We start from the raw sequence: 17824 nt of genomic DNA, 5'->3' as shown, positions 1-17824 counted from the left end.
CGTTATACCCTTTGCGTGTAAGCGGTGTACTGGAAAACCTGTATTTTCAGTTTAAACGTATCAAACTTTTTTTAAGAAATTTTGGATAATTCAACCGTTCAACAGCTTTCGACACTTTTATAATAGAAGAAAGGCAACTCAGCATAGGGTTAAAATAAATTTGCAATCGAACTAACCTATTAAAATTCTTTACGCCATATCAAGCCATGTGGGAGAATGGAAGAAGTCATTTGAGAGTTAAATCGCGGAGGAGGGATCGAAGATGCTGTATAAGGATCGTTTCCAAGGTTGTTTGATTGGGCTTGCCGCGGGAGATGCACTGGGAACCACAGTGGAATTCAGCAGTCCCGGCACATTTAAGCCTGTTACCGATATTGTGGGCGGCGGGGTATTCGATCTGGCGCCTGGACAGTGGACGGATGATACGTCGATGGCCCTGTGTCTGGCAGAAAGCTTGGTGAGAAAAGAGATCTTTGATCCCGGGGATCAGATGCGCAGATATACGAATTGGTATCAGGTGGGTTATATGAGCAGTACAGGAACCTGCTTTGATATTGGCGGGGCTACTCGCAGTGCCCTTGAACGGTTTGCAGCAACCGGTGAAGCGTATAGTGGTTCAACCAACCCGATGACTGCTGGGAATGGATCAATTATGCGGCTCGCACCTGTAGCTATGGCATATGCCAACCAGCCGGATCAAGCAGTGCGGTATGCTGGGTTGAGTTCCAGAACGACACATGCTGCTGTTGAAAGTGTGGAAGCATGTGAAGTGCTGGCAGCAATATTGGTTGCAGGACTGCGCGGAGCGGACAAGGATGTCATATTACGGCCTGCTACCTGCCGTCAGTGGAGGGAAGAGAAATCTTTTTCACCAGCGATTGAAGAAATAGTCCAGGGATCATACCGGGATAAAGCACCGCCTGATATTCAGGGGAGCGGCTATGTTGTTCGTTCACTTGAAGCAGCGTTATGGGCATTCCATCAATCATCGACCTTCGAAGAGGGGGCGCTGCTGGCAGTGAATCTGGGTGATGATGCGGACACCACGGGAGCGGTATATGGGCAAATTGCCGGGGCGTACTATGGATTAAGCGGCATTCCGGCACACTGGCGAGAGAAGCTGGCCATGCAGGATACGCTGAGCGAATTGTCAGAGGCATTGTGGTCAAAGGCGGAAGCTAGATAGAAGAGACAGGAGAAGAGAACATCATATGCGTAAGACAGAGTCATCTCAAACGGAATCGCAAGTTACGAAATCTGCTAAACGAGGGGCGTTTCCTTTATCCATTTTATGCCTGACGGTAGGAGCTTTTGCCATTGGCATGACAGAGTTTATTATTATGGGCCTTCTGCCCAATGTAGCGACGGATCTGAATGTGAGTATCCCCCAAGCAGGGCAGTTAATTACGGGTTACGCGCTTGGTGTGGCGGTGGGTGCGCCTATACTAACCGTGTTCACGCACAAGATACCGCAGAAAAAACTGCTGGTACTGCTGATGTGTATTTTTATCATCGGTAATGCATTGTCTGTTATTGCACCAACTTACGGGTTGCTCATCTCGGCACGTATTCTAACGGCATTTGCCCACGGTACGTTTCTGGGTGTAGGCTCGCTGATGGCAACACGATTGGTTGCACCGGAGAGAAGGGCAGGGGCGGTATCCGTAGTCCTGGCTGGATTAACGATTGCCAATATTATCGGTGTGCCGTTTGGTACCTTCATTGGGCAGCAGCTAGGATGGCGGTCATCGTTTGGAGCTATTACCATTCTGGGCATCATCTCATTGATTGGTATCATTCGTTTCATTCCGGTGATTCAGCAGGGAGCACCAGCAAACCTGGGTCAGCAATTCCGGAATCTGGTTCGCCCCCAAGTGTTATTAATATTGCTGATTGGTGCGCTGGGCTGTGGAAGTCTATTCGCTGTGTTCACCTATATAACACCAATGCTTGTCGATATTAGTGGTTTTGCTGAGCAGAGCGTGACCTGGATTCTGGTGCTGTTCGGTGTCGGCGTTACATTGGGTAATATGCTTGGTGGTCGTCTGGCAGACTGGAAGCTGATGCCTTCCTTGATGGTTAACTTCGGTATATTGGCAGTTCTGTTGGCGGCCTTAACGTTGACGCTGGATAATCCGTATCTCGCGGTAATCACCATCTTCTGCTGGGGCATTGCGGCTTTTGGAATTATGCCAGGCCTACAAATTCGAATTATGAATATGACTCGCGAAGCACCGCTGCTGGCGACAACGTCGAGTCACTCAGCCTTTAATCTGGGCAACGCAGGTGGTGCCTATTTGGGCGGGTTTGCAATTACGCATACGGGGCTCATCTCGGTACCGTTATATGCAGCAGTTATTGCAGCACTTGGACTTGTGGGATTATTCGTTAGCGTGACAATGGAACGCAAAACGAGGTTACCGGAAATCGCCGATGCTGTAGAGCCGGCACCAGTGAATTAAATATAGACAGGTAGATGCAGCCTTCACTCCGCATTAACGTGTGGGATGGAGGCTGTTCTATGGAAGAATTACAGTTCCAACTAGAAAAAGACAAACCAGCCAAGTTACAGTATTATTGGTATATCATAATAATTAGAAGGAAGGATTTCAATTTGAACAAAACATTTGCTATGTTAATAAGCTTCTTATTAGTGTTTCTATTTATAATCCCAATAAGTGATGCGAATGCAGCCGGGTCGAGCACAGTAACGACAAAAATTTACTCGTATAAAGGGCAAAAGTATGTTCAAATTATTGGCGGCGAACAAAAGGTAATTGATAAAATAAATAAAACACTCAAAATCCATGCCGTAAATGCCGCTATACAGAATACATATCTAAAAAAACAGCAAGATTACTTTTACTGGAATACCACTGCACAGACTAAATACAATCAAAACAACCTACTATCTATTGTATATACAGATTATAATTTCAGAGGCGGCGCGCACGGGTATGAAGAAGTAACGACTTATAATTATGATCTAACAACAGGAAAACGCCTCTACTTGAACCAGGTGGTTCAAACCAATAAACAAGCTGTTAATCTAGCTGAGGGTATTGAATCAGACCTAAAGAGTAATGAGAATGTTTTCCCGGAAAGTTTTTATAACTTTCCCTTGTCGAATACATCTAGCTTTTACTACCAAAACACAGGAATTGTCTTGGTATTTAATCCATACGAAGTTGGGCCTTATGCGGCCGGATTTATAGAGGTAAAAGTTCCTTTCTCCAAAATTCAGTCTGAACTGAGCAGACCATTTTTTGATTTAAATAAAAACTCCATTCAAGAGTTGAAGAGTGGGAGAATACCGGGGTTTGAAAATATAAGTTTTGGACAAACGAAAGCAGAAGTATCAAAAGCGCTGAAAAGTTCAGATCGTGAACCCTATTATGAACCGGAAATGGGAGGACTTTTCTGGATATTTGAAGGGGTAGAGTATGCTTCCTTTAATTTTGGGGAGGGGGACACTGACCGTCTTGACCATGTTTATATGAGTTGGAAAACTCTCCCTATGAAAACCTTCAGTGACATTGAGAAGATATTGGGAAAAGGTCAAAAGGGTGTGAACCCTGATATTCAAGAAGAATATTTACTCTCCTATCGTTTTGGGGATACCCGGGTCCATTTCGCCTCCAATTCAACCGAGGGAATCATTCATGGCATAACAATCTCACATTACTAGAAAAAGATGCTGATTTTGTACTCTCCAAGTGTCGGGGCGGAAACATTGTACCATAGAAAGTCGCTAATCTAGCGGCTTTTTTACTTTCGTTGTAGGAGTTGCTATATATTATTTCCTGTTTCCACTCGGACTTGAAAGGATCGTTACTGTGAGAAAAATAATTAATTATATTCTGATCTTGCTGATCATTTGGGTAGCGCTACTGTATCCTATTCGTTCTGCATGGTTTGAAGGTGTAAATCAGATTCCTGAAGATCTTCATGGTATTTATTTACTGTTCTTGTTCTTTGGATATCTTATTTGTTCATCTGGTATGGGGCTTATGCTTTACAAGATGTGTTTTAAACGAAAAGAATAGTAGTTACAGTAGGTGAGATCATTCATTTTTCCAAGGAGAAGGTGACAACTTGTACTACTACAAAGGTGCGTTCAGAGAAACGGACAATTTTATTTATTTCAAAAGCGATTTTCAATTAGCCGAGAATGATGTCGTGATATTTGGTGAGAAGAAGTATTTTATCGATAGTGTCGAGAAAGAATTCCTCATCCTTCAAAAGGTGGGCTCCATCGTTTCAGTGAGTGTATGAAATCTTCGCGGAAACATTTCCTTTTTCAAGTGTACGTGCACTTCTGGGCACACGCCTACATACAATAAATCGACCCTGTTCCCACATGTGCTCAGGCCAGATCGTTGTAAAACTGCAGGAGGTGTCATCTGTGCCCGGATTGTTTACCGCAATTGCCCTGTTCATTAAAGAGTTAACGTTACTCGTCTCGTATGTCAAAAATAATGCATTTCCCCAGCCACTGGCTGAGGATGATGAAGCCAAACATTTACGCCTTATGGCTGAAGGCAACGCACATTCACGTAATTTGCTTATCGAACACAATCTGCGCCTCGTCGCGCATATCGTCAAGAAATTTGACAATACTGGCGAAGACCAGGAAGACCTGATTTCAATTGGAACGATTGGTTTGATTAAGGCGATCGAAAGTTTTCAACAAGGCAAAGGGACCAAACTCGCTACGTTTGCTGCCCGTTGTATCGAAAACGAAATACTTATGCATCTTCGCTCTCTGAAGAAAACACGCAAAGACGTATCTCTACATGATCCAATCGGAACGGACAAAGAGGGCAATGAAATTACATTAATCGATATTCTCGGAACAGAAGCCGACGACGTTGTAGATAAGGTGCAACTCAAGATTGAAAAAAGTAAGATTTATCGCAATCTCGACATCTTGGATGATCGGGAGAAGGAAGTTGTTATTGGCCGATTCGGCTTGGAGGCAGGCGGGGAAGAACGCACCCAACGCGAGATTGCCAAGGAACTTGGCATCTCACGCTCCTATGTATCACGGATTGAGAAGAGGGCGCTAATGAAGCTGTATCACGAGTTTTATAAGGCGAAGCAGTGAGATTATAAGCTACAAGGTAGTACTGATAACAATAGCGTTTAGAGGAAGCGACTTGTCTGCGGATGAGTTGCTTTTTTGTTTTAGTTGCTGCGCAAATCAACGAGTACGAGTACTGCTTATCACTGGAGACGTGGCAGGGATTCTGCACGTAATATTCAGTTGCATTGATTTTAATTCTTCCGATTTAACCATTTCAGGATGATCTCCACAACTTCCAAATATCGCTGGCCGACGAGCAATCCGGTATGGGTTGTATCCCACAGCCCTGCATATTCAGCGCCAAGCTGTTCTGCAGTCAATTGACCTCTTCGCTCCTCATCATCGGATTCTACGGCTTTGATGACCAGACTCGGACATGTAATTAAATTGCTGTTGATGGATACACCGCCGCTTGACCTAAATGCCGCCGAGAACGTGAGAAATGCCTTCGATGACTCCATCTGCAGATATTTACGCTGAAATGCAATGTCCTCCGCAGTTTCATCGATACTGCTATGTTCTTCACGGGCCGGGGGAGGGAGGACAATGTCAGGTGTAATTCGATCATTCTCAGGATAGGGAATCAATTGATGAACTTCTTGGCTTAAACTGGAATCAATCACGACCAATCCAGCTAACGCAATCGTCTCGGCAATCTTCTGACTGAGTATTCCGCCCATGCTGAAGCCGATGAGAACAGGAGGTGCTGTGCACTCTGCCAGAACTTCGCGGATATCCTCCAAATAATCCTCAAACGTAATTTTCGTCATGTCCATTACCCGGCTTTTGTAATGACTTCTGAGGTTCATAACGTAGCAGTTCCAGCCTTGTTCAACGAAGTGGGGGATATATTTGCTCCACATCCAGCTGCCTGTATATGCGCCATGAACAAACAAGAGAGGTGGCTTTGTTACTGAATTTACAGAGTGGGGAGCCGTATCACCTTCATATATTTCAAGGTACAAATCATGTTTTCCTATCGTTTTGACTTCATGTTTAGGTAGCAATTGAGTAAAATCGATCATTAGGACAACCTCCAAAATTAGTTTTATATCAAACTATCACTCCAAAAAAAATTAGAAGTTGCCGTGAATTTTCATCAAAATTCGAAGCAGTTCCTTTTTCTCCGCTTCAGTAACATCCGCATAAAACGCGTCTAGCAAGCGCTGCGAGATATCTTCAAAGGCTGGTTTAAGTTGTTCTCCTTTTGCAGTCAATGTCACATGGACAATCCGTGAATCTGTTACATCACGTTCTTTGGCGACATAACCGCTGCGCACCAATTTTTCGACAAGCGCTGTGACCGTGGATTTATCCTTGCCAATTTTTTTGGCGATTTCAGCCATGGTCATTCGGGAATTATTGTACAGGGCGTAGATGATATCCCCATGGGAGGTGGCCAGATCATGGATTCCCTGTTCAGCCATCTCGGATAAAATGAAGCGGTTGACCTTCTCTTTAATTTTGGATATGAGTGATATAGCGTCTGTCGTTTTCATATTTGTAATATAGTTTGTTATCAAACTAATGTCAACCTCGGATTTCAATATTGGTGTGTAAAGGAGATAAAAAAAGAGCAGCTAGAATAATCTCCTGCTCTTTTGGTTGTATTCGAGTGTCCCTTTTCTTTATGTTTTTAAATTGACAAAGATAATCATTCTCAATTATAATCCGAGAAAATGCTTTGTAAATAGCTAAATTTTTATTATTCAAATTCAAGTGGAATTGATGGGGGAAGAGATGGCACAGACGGCTCAAATTCAGAAGCAGCGTATGGGAAAAAGGGAGTCACTGATTCACAGCAAATCCGGTTTTGCAGTATTGATTGCCGCTTTAATCATCGTAATGGTTATTTCGGTTGGAATTGCAGTATCCATTGGACAGGTGAGCATTCCACTCGCTGAGTCTTATCGCATTCTGTTGTACAAATTAACCGGATTTCAATTCGGCTCTACGCCGATTGAGGCGGGGTCTTTTACGGATATTATCTGGCAGATTCGCTTTCCGCGTGTACTGATGGCCATGTTTATCGGTGCCGGGCTAGCTTTATGTGGTGCAGTTATGCAGGCTGCCGTGCAGAATCCACTTGCAGACCCGTATATACTGGGGATCTCCTCAGGAGCTTCACTCGGGGCCACGTTTGCCATTCTGATTGGATTCGGCGCAATTGGTTGGCTTGGTCAGACCGGGGTGGCTTTCTGGGCATTTGCCGGTGCCATGGGGGCGTCCTTGCTGGTCCTGGCTCTGGCAGGTATTCGGGGGAAAATGACATCGGTCAAGCTGGTGCTTGCCGGAATGGTCATTAATGCGCTGTGCAGTGCCTTTTCGAACTTTATCATTTATTTTGCTAACAATGCCGAAGGCATCAAGACCGTAACATTCTGGACCATGGGCAGTCTTGCCTCATCCGGATGGAACAAGCTTCCGCTGATTAGCATCGTTGTGCTCGTAGCCATTCTGTTCTTCCTATTGCAATCTCGGGTCCTTAATACGATGCTGCTGGGTGACGAAGCCGCGGTTACGCTAGGGATTAATCTCAGTGTATATCGCAGGTTGTATATGCTGTTAACGGCTCTCGTCACCGGCGTAATGGTGGCAAGCTGCGGCATGATCGGTTTTGTTGGATTGATTATTCCGCATATTGTGAGAGGGCTGGTTGGATCGGACCATCGTAAAGTCATGCCTGTATCCGTACTATTCGGTGCCATCTTCCTGATCTGGACGGATGTTATTGCACGATCACTGATTTCCAGCGTTGAATTGCCGATCGGGATTATTACAGCGATGATTGGTGCGCCGATGTTTATGTATATGTTAGTCAAAAAAGGCTACGGTTTTGGAGGAAAATAAACATGAAACTGAATGTAGAAAATGTATCCATATCGGTGCTGAACACGGATATTATCCGGGACATTTCTTTACAGGTAAAAGGCAAGCAATTCGTCGGACTGATTGGCCCGAATGGTTGTGGCAAATCAACGCTGCTCAAGAGCATCTATAAAGTGATCAAACCACAGCAAGGCAAAGTATTTCTCGATGATACGGACATTTTGAAATCCAGTCCCAAGGTCGTTTCAAGGCACATGGGCGTTGTGGGTCAGTTTAACGAATTGAGCTTTGATTTTACTGTGCGTGAAATGGTTATGATGGGTCGCACTCCTCACAAGAAGCTGCTGGAGACGGATAATGAACGGGATTATGAGCTCGTGGAACAGGCGTTGGAAAAGGTACATCTAACCGGACATGCGGACCGCAATTACGTGTCCCTGTCCGGCGGGGAGAAGCAACGTGTGGTCCTCGCACGAGTGCTGGCGCAGCAGCCCGAATTTCTGATATTGGACGAGCCTACCAATCATCTGGATATCAAATATCAGCTTCAGATCCTCAACATTGTGCGGAGTCTGGATATCGGCATATTGGCTGCGCTTCATGATCTCGAACTCGCTGCAGCGTATTGTGATTACCTCTATGTTGTGAAGCAGGGACAGATTGTGGTTCATGGCAAACCCGCCGATATCTTGACCCGTGAAATGATTGGTGAAGTATTCGACGTGGAATGTGAAATCTATGAAAATCCGGTTACCGGTGGCTTGGGTATTGCCTATTTGAGTACACGGTGAGACAAGGACTGTCTTAACAGAAACTCACACATGTTCTCTCATTATCTCTTCCACTATAACTCCGGTTGCACAGGCAATTATGGACTAAGTAGCAAAAGAAGAACTGTCTTTAAGCGGAATATATGCTTAAATGACAGTTCTTTTTGTTCTAGAGTCTCAAGTGTCACATGTCACGTGTATTCAGATGTCGTGCATCACCTTTTTGGAGATGTGGCTATTCCCTCTAAACCGATGCTCCCATCGCTTTATATGTTCCTAACAGGGCAATCCGGGTTAGTTGAAGAGCCATATGATGAGGTGAATTTACCTTATTGTCAGTAAGCCATTTGTGAATAATTCCAATGGTGGAGAAGCTGATGTGATCCAGCAAAATATCGAGAGGCACTTCTTTTTGCTCCATACCTAATTGGGATATCCGATCCAAAAACCTCTCTCTAATCACTTCATTCAACCGGCTGTTGAAATTCCCGGCAGGATTAATGAGTACCATCACCCGATAGAATTCATCATGCTCCAATATATGCTCGAACAATACTGCAAAAATGGGATCTGGCTCGTTAAATGAAGGTAGACTCCCAAGGTGGGAATTCCTTTCCGCTAGTAACTGCTCAAGCAGTTGAAACTTCTCATTCACCATGCTATCCAATAAATCATCCTTGTCTAGAAAGTGGGCGTAAAAGGTAGAGCGATTGATATTCGCTTGTTCCGCGATGTCTACGACACTAATTTCGGTAAAGGCTTTCTGTGGCAAAATTTTCAGGAGAGCTTTGGAAATCATCACACGGGTCCGTAAAATTCTTCGATCCACTCCACGGGATTCATTCACTTCTCATCACCTCGAAAACAACGGATTGATCAACTTTGTTGAGCCTTCAAATGGTTTGGGAATGTAGAATAACAAGACATTTCGCAACACATCGGTCAATTGTGTTGTTTAACCGTCAGATTCTGGCTAATTGATCGTTGATATCCAACGGATAATAGCTATCATAATAAATAAAACATACCAAATCAATCGGAAAAATAAAATATAAAAAAATAGGAATGAGGTCATACCTATGGAACTGTTTTGGTTTATTCCCACACACGGGGATGGCAGGTATCTTGGAACAAAAGAAGGGGCTCGGGCGGTCAGTTATCATTACTGCAAGCAGGTGGCACAAGCCGCGGATGAACTTGGATATGCCGGTGTTTTGTTACCTACGGGAAAGTCGTGTGAAGATGCCTGGATTGTTGCTTCATCGCTGATTTCTTCCACGGACAGGCTCAAGTTTCTTGTCGCTGCGCGTCCAGGTCTCATGATGCCAACCACAGCTGCACGTATGGCCGCAACCCTGGATCGTTTCTCCAAAGGAAGACTGCTGATCAATGTGGTGGCTGGTGGAGATCCAATTGAGCTTGAAGGAGAAGGGCTGTTCCTGGACCACGATGAGCGCTATGCGTTAGCCGATGAATTTCTGACCATTTGGCGCAAGGAATTGGAGGGAGAGGCGGTTGACTATGAAGGCAAATATCTGAAGGTTAAGGGTGGCTCCGTCCTGTATCCGACCATCCAAAAGCCACATCCCCCACTCTATTTTGGAGGTTCCTCGGATGCCGCAATGGAAGTGGCAGCGGACCATGTCGATGTGTATTTAACGTGGGGTGAGCCTCCGGGTCAGGTACAAGCCAAAATTCATCAAATGCGGGAGCTGGCTGCGAAAAAAGGAAGAAGCATTCGTTTTGGCATACGCATGCATGTTATTGTGCGTCCGACCGCAGATGAAGCATGGAAGGCCGCAAATGAACTGATCTCCCACCTGGATGAGGAGACGATAGCCGCTGCCCAGAAGATCTATGCTCGCATGGATTCCGTAGGACAACAGAGAATGGCCAAGCTGCATAATGGTGATCGTTCCAACCTAGAGATTAGCCCCAATCTGTGGGCGGGCATCGGCTTGGTCAGAGGTGGTGCCGGAACCGCACTTGTCGGTGATCCCGATCAGGTGGCAGCCAGAATCAGAGAGTATAAAGAACTGGGGATCGAGACCTTCATTTTATCCGGTTATCCGCATCTGGAAGAATGTTATCGTACCGCGGAGCTGCTGTTTCCAAAGCTTCAGTACTCGCAACATGGAGAAAGCGGCGATCATTCCTTTGTCGGTCCATTTGGAGAAATCATTGCCAATAACAACATTCCGGACCACATGGTCAAAACGGAAGTTACCTCCAAATCCTAATTTCATAACGGATTGCAGATTAAGGCAAAAAAAGACACCTGAAGGCATTCGGGTGTCTTTTTTACATGCTGTAGAAAGGGGCCACCTGCGGCCAGCCATCTCTATATCTGTTCAACTATTTCATTTACTGTATCTTGGAGTCAATTGGACGCGAGTGTCCATCCTGGATGACCTCTTGGAAAAGTTCTTTGGATTCCGTGGGCCACGTACCTTGCTTCAGGAGTGCTTCCAAATCGCCTATGGTTACTGGGCGTGCGTGCCGTTTAAGCACGTAACCGAGTTGCCCGTTTGGTTCCATCGTAGCCGTTTCCAGATCGGCAATGCTTGTAATCCCTTTTTCCCGCAACTGCATCTCCAATTGGTCCACGGAAAAGCGCATGCGTTTCAAATTCGGCAGATTCAACTTCCCATCTTCCACAACAACCTTCGATTTTCCGCTCATCAGTTTTTCAAACCAATTAAACTTCAATTGCAATTGTTCAACAATCAGAAGTGTGATGATAAATACCGCCGCTGACCCGATCGCTTTACCTAACTCATGATTCGCAATGGGCTGCACGATCGTTGTTCCGATTGAGATAATAATGACCGTTGTGGCTACACTCATTTGCGATATGGATTTACGTCCAGCAATCCGCAGCAGAATCATGCCAATCAGTACAAGCAAGATGGATTTCCATATCCAGTCCATTGGTTGTATTCCTTTCTGTAGCAAATCATGTGTCGTATTTCTTAGCCTGTTCCTGATCTGGTTGAAATATACAATTGCTTAGGACAAGAGATGTGGATAAGGAAAATAGTCCCGGCATGATAAGGACCATTATACTACATCCTAAAATAAGGAAATGACCGATATTATTATGGAGAGCTTTCTTCTAACTAAATGAGGAGTGATACAACGTACAATGTATACAAACATGATACAAAAGCATCTTTCCCAAGGAGATATGGAAGGCGTTGTTAAACAAATATCATATATTGGTGAAAAAAAGGATATAACTCAATTCGCTTTCTTGATTGAACTCCTGAAATCTACGGACAACGCCATACTACGCAACACAATTGCTATCGCTTTATCTGACATTGGAGATGATCGAGCAGTCGAACCGTTAATTGAAGTCATCACAGACTCCAAGACATCAGGAAGCAGAGGCACATTGCTATACGCTCTTGAAAACCTGAATTACATAGTACATATTGAGAACATTATTCCATTTATCGGTGATTCCAGTCTGGAAGTGAGCGCGCAGTCATTCATGTTGCTGGAGCAAATGATGGATAAGTTATCTGATTTACAAAACCTTAGGTGTCAAACAATTATTGAAATGCAAATCTCACATAACCAAAGCAAGCTTCTGGAAGTAGCATTAGACATGTTGAAGAAATGGAGGTATCAAGTGCAGGAATAAGATAAACACGCTTCTTTCAATCTCACCTCCCTATCGTTTACAATAAGGAATTGAATGCAGCAAACGAAGGAGCGGGTCATATTGGCAAAGCAGAAATACTATGTCGTCTGGGCAGGAAAGCAGCCTGGCGTATACAGCACATGGGCGGAATGCAAAGCACAAACGGATCATTTTACCGGAGCAAAATATAAATCGTATGAATCGAAAGCTGCCGCCGAAGAGGCATATCGTGCAGGATGGAAAGGAAACTGGGGTACGGGTGCCAGTGGTTCAGGCGCTTCTTCGAAGACGAAGTCTGGCAGTAGCGGAAGAAGTGCGGGCATGGAAACCTCCGCAGAAATTGACTATGACAGCATCTCGGTTGATGTTGGTACGCGTGGGAATCCAGGGCCGGTGGAATATAAAGGCGTAGATACCCGCACGGGTGAGATTATTTTTTCCGTTGGGCCAATCTCCAAAGGTACGAATAATCTGGGTGAATTTCTCGCCATCGTACATGCCTTGGCGTATCTCAAAAAAGAGGGCAGTGGTAAGACGGTTTATACGGACTCCGTCAATGCGATGAAATGGTTGAAGCAAAAAGCGGTGTCCACCACGCTCGCAAGGGATGCTTCCACCGAAGAGATCTGGCTGATGATTGACCGTGCAGAGCAGTGGCTGCGGACGAATACGTACAGCAATAAAGTGCTAAAATGGCAGACCAAGCAGTGGGGCGAAATCAAGGCAGATTACGGCCGAAAATAGCCCTATTTCTCTACAATTTCTATATTATTAATTTTCTATGAGAAACGATGTTTACAATTTCCAGTTTCCATTCTATAATCAGTTCATTATGATAAGTTACACATATGAAGGAGCCTGTCATCAGCGGGCTCTTTTATATTTATGGACCTTAAAATCCATAAAATGTTGAAAGAGTATACTTTGCAGGAGGCAGACATGAGTTCCATTTATAGAAGTGAAGAAGGCAAGAGCAGCATACTTGAGGAATACGAAGCGTATGTTGAGCAATTGGGCGAAGGTTTTACACGAGAGTACGTCGAGACACGTTTTGGACAAACGCATGTTTTATTAACAGGTCCAGAAGACGGTAAGCCGCTATTTATTCTCCAGGGCGGAAATTGTGTGAATCCGATGACGTTGTCATGGTTCTCTTCTCTTTTCAAAGATTACCGGATTATCGCGCCGGATACGATCGGTCATCCAGGCTACAGTGAAGAAACACGAATTTCGGCAAGGTTTGATAGTTTGGCTTTGTGGATTTCTGATTTGCTGGATCACTACAAGATCGAAAAAAGTGCGTTTATCGGTCCTTCCTTTGGAGGCGGAATTATCCTAAGACTGGCAACTTACATTCCGGACCGAATTGCATGTTCTGTTCTGGTAGCACCCGCTGGACTGGCCGTAGGATCTAAAATTAAAATGGCTCAGGATATCGTGTTGCCACTTGTAACGTACAAAATGACTTCTTCTCCAACTTCTTTGCAAAAGATCGCGGATATCATGTCATGCAGTTGTATGAAAGAAATAGATAAAAATATAATCGGGAAAATCTTCAAATACGTCAGTCTGGAGCAGGATATGCCCAAGCTTACGGAGCAGGACGAATTGGTGAATTATACATCGCCAACTCTGCTGCTGGTGGGAGAAAAGGATGTCTTTTTCCCGGCAGTTAAGGTCATTGAAAGAGCTCAGAAGATTATTCCGAATGTCAAAGCAATCAAATACGACACAGGTCATTTCCCGTCTCAAGACGTGTTGATCCAGATGAACCAAGAAATTCAGCAATTTTTACAGAAGAATTATTAAATTTAGAAATTTTTCAATATTTCCGCATGGTTGTGATTCAAATTGCATCATTTGGTTTAAATACATGGTTGGCGATGAAACGCCTGTCTGGTTGGACCGAATGATGCAACATGCGGCAAGTCTTCCGATCGACAAGGTTGAAAAGAGGGTCTGTTATGAAAAAGGATAATTGTAAAATGGCATTGCAACGCAATGTAATTTTAAATGATACATATCAGGTAAGACATCTCATGGCTAGCAGTGAGCTGGCTATTGTATATGCAGGAAGAGATCGGAATACAGGTGCAAAGGTAGCGATCAAGGAGTTTTTCCCCCAGAGGCTGGCAGCACGTCAGGCTGACAAACGGGGTGTGTTCTGTTCTTCACGAGGGTTCAGTGGTCAGTATCAGGAACTTCTTGCTGCATTTTTGGTAGAAGGAGAGCTGTTATCGACGTTGAATCATCCTCATATTGTGTCGTATGTGGATCATTTCGAAGAAAATGACACGGGGTATCTTGTTATGGAATATTGTACAGGGGTAACCTTAACCGAATATCTGATTGAGCGAAATCATGCACTGGACGCGGCATTTATTACGGAGACATTACTTCCGCTGGTAGATACACTGGACTATATTCATAAGCAGGGAATTCTTCATCGTGATGTGAAGCCATCCAATATTATGGTGATGGAAGATGGTACGCCCAAACTACTGGACTTCGGTTCAGCAGCTCGTTGGCCTGTACAATCCGGGGAAAAACAGGCGATCTTTACCTCTGCAGGGTATTCGCCGCTTGAGTTCTACTCGGAGAAATCCAGTCAGGGACCGATGTCAGACATATATAGCCTGGCAGCGTTGCTTCATTATTGGACATGCGGGCAGCCCCCTATGGATGTAAAACAGCGGCTGTTCCGCGATGAATTGCCATCTGTACGTTCTCATAATGAGTATGTGAACCGGTGGCTCGCACGCGTTATTCACTGGGGATTATCAGTTCGTTCCGAGCAACGTTGTGCGTCCCTCGCATGGGTTAAGAGATCACTTCAAGTACAGGCCTGGATGTGGAAAATACGCAAACCTGGCACGGTAGAATGGGCTTTAGCTGAGAATGAACATACGCAAGTCTATGCAGCAGAGCCGAAGAAACAGCATGAGACGGCTTGATTGCAGCCTTGTCTTATACATATAGTCGTAACAAATAAGTCAGTTTGGTCCTTTCACGGATCGAACTGGCTTTTTTGTGTATTTTTTTAACCTAAAAGAAAAATTATTTCTTTTTTTAATTTATTTCTGGAAGAATACTTCATTCTAGCTCCAGGGTTTGCATATACTCCATTGAAAAGATGGAGTAATTAGCCAGGAAATCTGACATAAGCGCCGGCTCCCGTCTTATACCAAACTGAGGGGGAATGTTGTGTGACCACCAACAGAAAGGGCTTCACAGTATCTTTGCTGCTAGTCGTTATGATGTCTATGCTGCTTGCCGCCTGCGGAGGAAATGACAATACGGCTGGTACGCCGAGTCCGGGAAGCACTGGGGAGACGGGTACGGAAGCTGGAAAGTCGGTGACGCTGGAGTTTTGGACGATTGCTTTACAGCCAACGTTCAACGATTACTTCAATGAATTGATTGCCAAGTATGAGAGCAGTCATCCTGGCGTGAAAGTCGAGTGGAAGGACTATCCATATGATGCCATTTCACAGCGTTTATTGACCAGTACGGCCAGTGGCAAAAGCCCTGATGTGGTGAACCTCAATACCGAATTTGCCAGTCAATTGGGAAGTAAGGGAGCGCTGCTGAATCTGAATGAATACCTGACAGATGAGGAAGCGAAGAGTTACTTTGAAGGCATTTATAATTCTACTGTTTTGGATGGCAAAGCTTACGCGCTTCCTTGGTACACAGGTACCGAAGTGCTGTTCATGAATACCAAGCTGGTGAAGGAGGCAGGCCTTGATCCGGCAAATCCGCCACAGACCCGAGAGGAACTTGTGGAGTGGGCCCGTCAGGTCCATGAAAAGACCGGAGTGGCCGGTTATGCGCAGCAGCTTATTTCCAAGCTATTTCCAATCGACGGCATTCCGATTTTAAATGAGGACAAAACGGCCGCCGCTTTCAATACGCCGGAAGCAGAGGCGATGATCGCTCAAATGCGTGATCTGATGGCCGAAGGCGTGGTGCTGAAGGAGGATGCGGAATTCAGCAAGCAGATCCAGTATTTTTCCGGGGAGCAGGTCGCTTTTCAATTGTCGGGTCCAACCTTTATTAACTTTATCAAGAAATCTGCACCGGATGTTTACAAGAATACGATTGCGGTAACGCTCCCAACGGGCAAAGCGAACCTGCGGCTCTCCAATTCCATGGATCTCGTCGTGCCACAGAAATCCAAAAACCCTGAGCAAGCGGTGGAATTTGCCGCCTTTATTACCAATGCAGAGAACCAGACTGCCTTCTCCAAGGTAGCCAACACGCTGCCGTCGAGCAAAGCCTCCATTGAAGATCCGTTCTTTACGCAATCCGACGGATCGCTGGAAGCCGAAGCCAAGGTAGCCTCCTCTCAAAGTCTAGATAAAGCCACTGATTACATGGTCGGCGTACCGAATGCAGGAGATATCAACTCCGCATTGGCACGGGGCTTGCAGGAAATTTTGATGAACGGAGCAGATATTAAAGAAACCTTGAACGCAGTGGAGAAGGAAGTTAACCAAATCCTTAACCAAGATTCCTGAACTTAAGCGGTACAGTCTGATGAGGGGGGAGTACTCCCCCTCAATCCTAGAAGAGAGGGAGGCGTAGCCGTGTACAAGGCGATTCGATCCGAATCTTTTGCTGCATGGGCGTTTATGGCACCGGGATTGTTGTTTCTGGCGGTTTTCACCTTTTGGCCGATTATTTACGGGATACCCCTCTCATTAACCGATTATTCTGTCATTACAGAGACACATTTCGTTGGTTTGGATAACTTTACCCGGGCCTTTCAAGATCATAATTTCCTGATTTCGCTGTGGAATTCGTTGGTGTATGTGCTGGTTGTACCGGTGATTCAAATCATTTCGATCCTCATGGCCATTCTGGTTAACAGCCGAATTCCAGGTGTCAAAATGTTCAGGGCAGCCTACTACATACCGGTTGTAACTTCCATGGTCGCAGTGGCGCTGATCTGGAGCTGGCTGTTGGGCAATAACGGCGTGGTCAATTACCTGCTGCTGAAGGTTGGCATTCTCAGTGAGCAGGTCTCCTGGCTTTCCACGAGCAGTACTGCGCTGTATGTGCTGATGTTCATCACCATGTGGAAGGGTCTCGGCTATTACATGATGCTCTATCTGGCTGGGCTTCAAAGTATTCCGGCAGATCTGTATGAAGCCGCCAGAGTGGATGGAGCTGGACCGCTGAGACTGATTATTCATGTGACGCTTCCGCTGCTGCGGCCGCATATTCTTTTTTGCACCGTAATTTCGGTGATGGGGGCCGTACGTGTATTCGATGAGGTCTATATTCTCACCAAGGGCGGGCCGGGAACGTCCACGCTGACCTCGAGCGTATATATTTTTCAAAAAGGGCTGGAGCAATTCAATTTCGGGTATGCCTCGGCGCTTGGCCTGATCGTCAGTGTGATGGTAGCAGCGCTCAGTGTGTTGGTGTTCCGGCTGAACCGGAGAGGCGGGGTGAATACCTATTGATTCGGCGTACGTTTTCGTC

The 17824-nt window shown here is 45.2% G+C and carries 18 protein-coding genes; 14 read left to right on the top strand and 4 right to left on the bottom strand.

The annotated features are described in order from the left end of the window. Nucleotides 1–262: 262 nt before the first annotated feature. The 5 genes from AC4PM4_RS13255 to sigK all read left to right on the top strand — a co-directional run bounded on the left by AC4PM4_RS13255 (nucleotide 263) and on the right by sigK (nucleotide 5107). A complete protein-coding gene (locus AC4PM4_RS13255) occupies nucleotides 263–1186 on the top strand; it encodes an ADP-ribosylglycohydrolase family protein (protein WP_491613775.1) in 924 nt (307 codons plus the stop codon). Nucleotides 1187–1211: 25 nt separating this feature from the next. Next, nucleotides 1212–2462 (top strand): MFS transporter, encoded by a 1251-nt coding sequence (locus AC4PM4_RS13250; RefSeq protein ID WP_491613774.1) that lies wholly within the window; start codon nucleotides 1212–1214, stop codon nucleotides 2460–2462. A 59-nt stretch (nucleotides 2463–2521) separates the two neighbouring features. Further along, the gene (locus AC4PM4_RS13245) at nucleotides 2522–3688 is read left to right on the top strand and encodes a DUF3298 and DUF4163 domain-containing protein (RefSeq protein WP_491613773.1); all 1167 of its coding nucleotides are present in this window, start codon (nucleotides 2522–2524) and stop codon (nucleotides 3686–3688) included. A gap of 407 nt (nucleotides 3689–4095) precedes the next feature. After that, on the top strand, nucleotides 4096–4275 hold the full coding sequence (locus tag AC4PM4_RS13240; protein ID WP_491613772.1) for a hypothetical protein: 180 nt from the start codon (nucleotides 4096–4098) through the stop codon (nucleotides 4273–4275). A gap of 130 nt (nucleotides 4276–4405) precedes the next feature. Next, entirely contained in the window at nucleotides 4406–5107 is a 702-nt protein-coding gene (gene sigK, locus AC4PM4_RS13235; protein WP_064636235.1) for an RNA polymerase sporulation sigma factor SigK, read from the top strand. A gap of 170 nt (nucleotides 5108–5277) precedes the next feature. On the opposite strand, the gene AC4PM4_RS13230 is transcribed toward sigK, so the two are convergent. Beyond that, nucleotides 5278–6111: an alpha/beta fold hydrolase gene (locus AC4PM4_RS13230; RefSeq protein WP_491613771.1), complete on the bottom strand. Its 834-nt coding sequence runs from the start codon at nucleotides 6109–6111 to the stop codon at nucleotides 5278–5280. 51 nt (nucleotides 6112–6162) lie between these two features. Further along, entirely contained in the window at nucleotides 6163–6585 is a 423-nt protein-coding gene (locus AC4PM4_RS13225; protein WP_090810032.1) for a MarR family winged helix-turn-helix transcriptional regulator, read from the bottom strand. A 274-nt stretch (nucleotides 6586–6859) separates the two neighbouring features. Here AC4PM4_RS13225 and AC4PM4_RS13220 point away from each other — a divergent pair, with 274 nt between their 5' ends. Further along, a complete protein-coding gene (locus tag AC4PM4_RS13220) occupies nucleotides 6860–7936 on the top strand; it encodes a FecCD family ABC transporter permease (RefSeq protein ID WP_177031237.1) in 1077 nt (358 codons plus the stop codon). 2 nt (nucleotides 7937–7938) lie between these two features. Then, nucleotides 7939–8706 carry an ABC transporter ATP-binding protein gene (locus AC4PM4_RS13215; protein ID WP_090809829.1) on the top strand — a complete coding sequence of 256 codons (768 nt, stop codon included), beginning with the start codon at nucleotides 7939–7941 and terminating at the stop codon, nucleotides 8704–8706. A 223-nt stretch (nucleotides 8707–8929) separates the two neighbouring features. Here the strand turns inward: AC4PM4_RS13215 and AC4PM4_RS13210 are convergent, their stop codons facing one another. Beyond that, entirely contained in the window at nucleotides 8930–9532 is a 603-nt protein-coding gene (locus AC4PM4_RS13210; RefSeq protein ID WP_090809831.1) for a TetR/AcrR family transcriptional regulator, read from the bottom strand. Nucleotides 9533–9764: 232 nt separating this feature from the next. Between AC4PM4_RS13210 and ssuD the strand changes: the two genes are divergently transcribed. Continuing rightward, nucleotides 9765–10925: an FMNH2-dependent alkanesulfonate monooxygenase gene (gene ssuD / locus AC4PM4_RS13205; protein ID WP_090809833.1), complete on the top strand. Its 1161-nt coding sequence runs from the start codon at nucleotides 9765–9767 to the stop codon at nucleotides 10923–10925. Between the two features lie 124 nt (nucleotides 10926–11049). On the opposite strand, the gene AC4PM4_RS13200 is transcribed toward ssuD, so the two are convergent. Then, nucleotides 11050–11616: a DUF421 domain-containing protein gene (locus AC4PM4_RS13200; protein WP_090809835.1), complete on the bottom strand. Its 567-nt coding sequence runs from the start codon at nucleotides 11614–11616 to the stop codon at nucleotides 11050–11052. Nucleotides 11617–11830: 214 nt separating this feature from the next. On the opposite strand from AC4PM4_RS13200, the gene AC4PM4_RS13195 reads away from it, so the two are divergent. From AC4PM4_RS13195 to AC4PM4_RS13170, 6 genes are all read left to right on the top strand, one after another. Continuing rightward, complete coding sequence (locus AC4PM4_RS13195; protein WP_063567949.1) at nucleotides 11831–12334, top strand: HEAT repeat domain-containing protein; 504 nt, start codon at nucleotides 11831–11833, stop codon at nucleotides 12332–12334. A gap of 81 nt (nucleotides 12335–12415) precedes the next feature. After that, nucleotides 12416–13078 (top strand): ribonuclease H, encoded by a 663-nt coding sequence (gene rnhA, locus AC4PM4_RS13190; RefSeq protein WP_090809837.1) that lies wholly within the window; start codon nucleotides 12416–12418, stop codon nucleotides 13076–13078. Nucleotides 13079–13273: 195 nt separating this feature from the next. Further along, nucleotides 13274–14143 carry an alpha/beta fold hydrolase gene (locus AC4PM4_RS13185; RefSeq protein WP_090809839.1) on the top strand — a complete coding sequence of 290 codons (870 nt, stop codon included), beginning with the start codon at nucleotides 13274–13276 and terminating at the stop codon, nucleotides 14141–14143. 155 nt (nucleotides 14144–14298) lie between these two features. Continuing rightward, a complete protein-coding gene (locus AC4PM4_RS13180; protein ID WP_400346053.1) occupies nucleotides 14299–15288 on the top strand; it encodes a serine/threonine protein kinase in 990 nt (329 codons plus the stop codon). Between the two features lie 252 nt (nucleotides 15289–15540). Further along, complete coding sequence (locus tag AC4PM4_RS13175) at nucleotides 15541–16854, top strand: ABC transporter substrate-binding protein (RefSeq protein WP_491613769.1); 1314 nt, start codon at nucleotides 15541–15543, stop codon at nucleotides 16852–16854. A 69-nt stretch (nucleotides 16855–16923) separates the two neighbouring features. Next, a complete protein-coding gene (locus tag AC4PM4_RS13170; protein WP_063567945.1) occupies nucleotides 16924–17805 on the top strand; it encodes a carbohydrate ABC transporter permease in 882 nt (293 codons plus the stop codon). Nucleotides 17806–17824 lie beyond the last annotated feature (19 nt).

This window comes from Paenibacillus sp. MDV22-iso6 (genome assembly GCF_058408365.1).
This window is presented reverse-complemented; position numbering and strand designations above follow the sequence as displayed.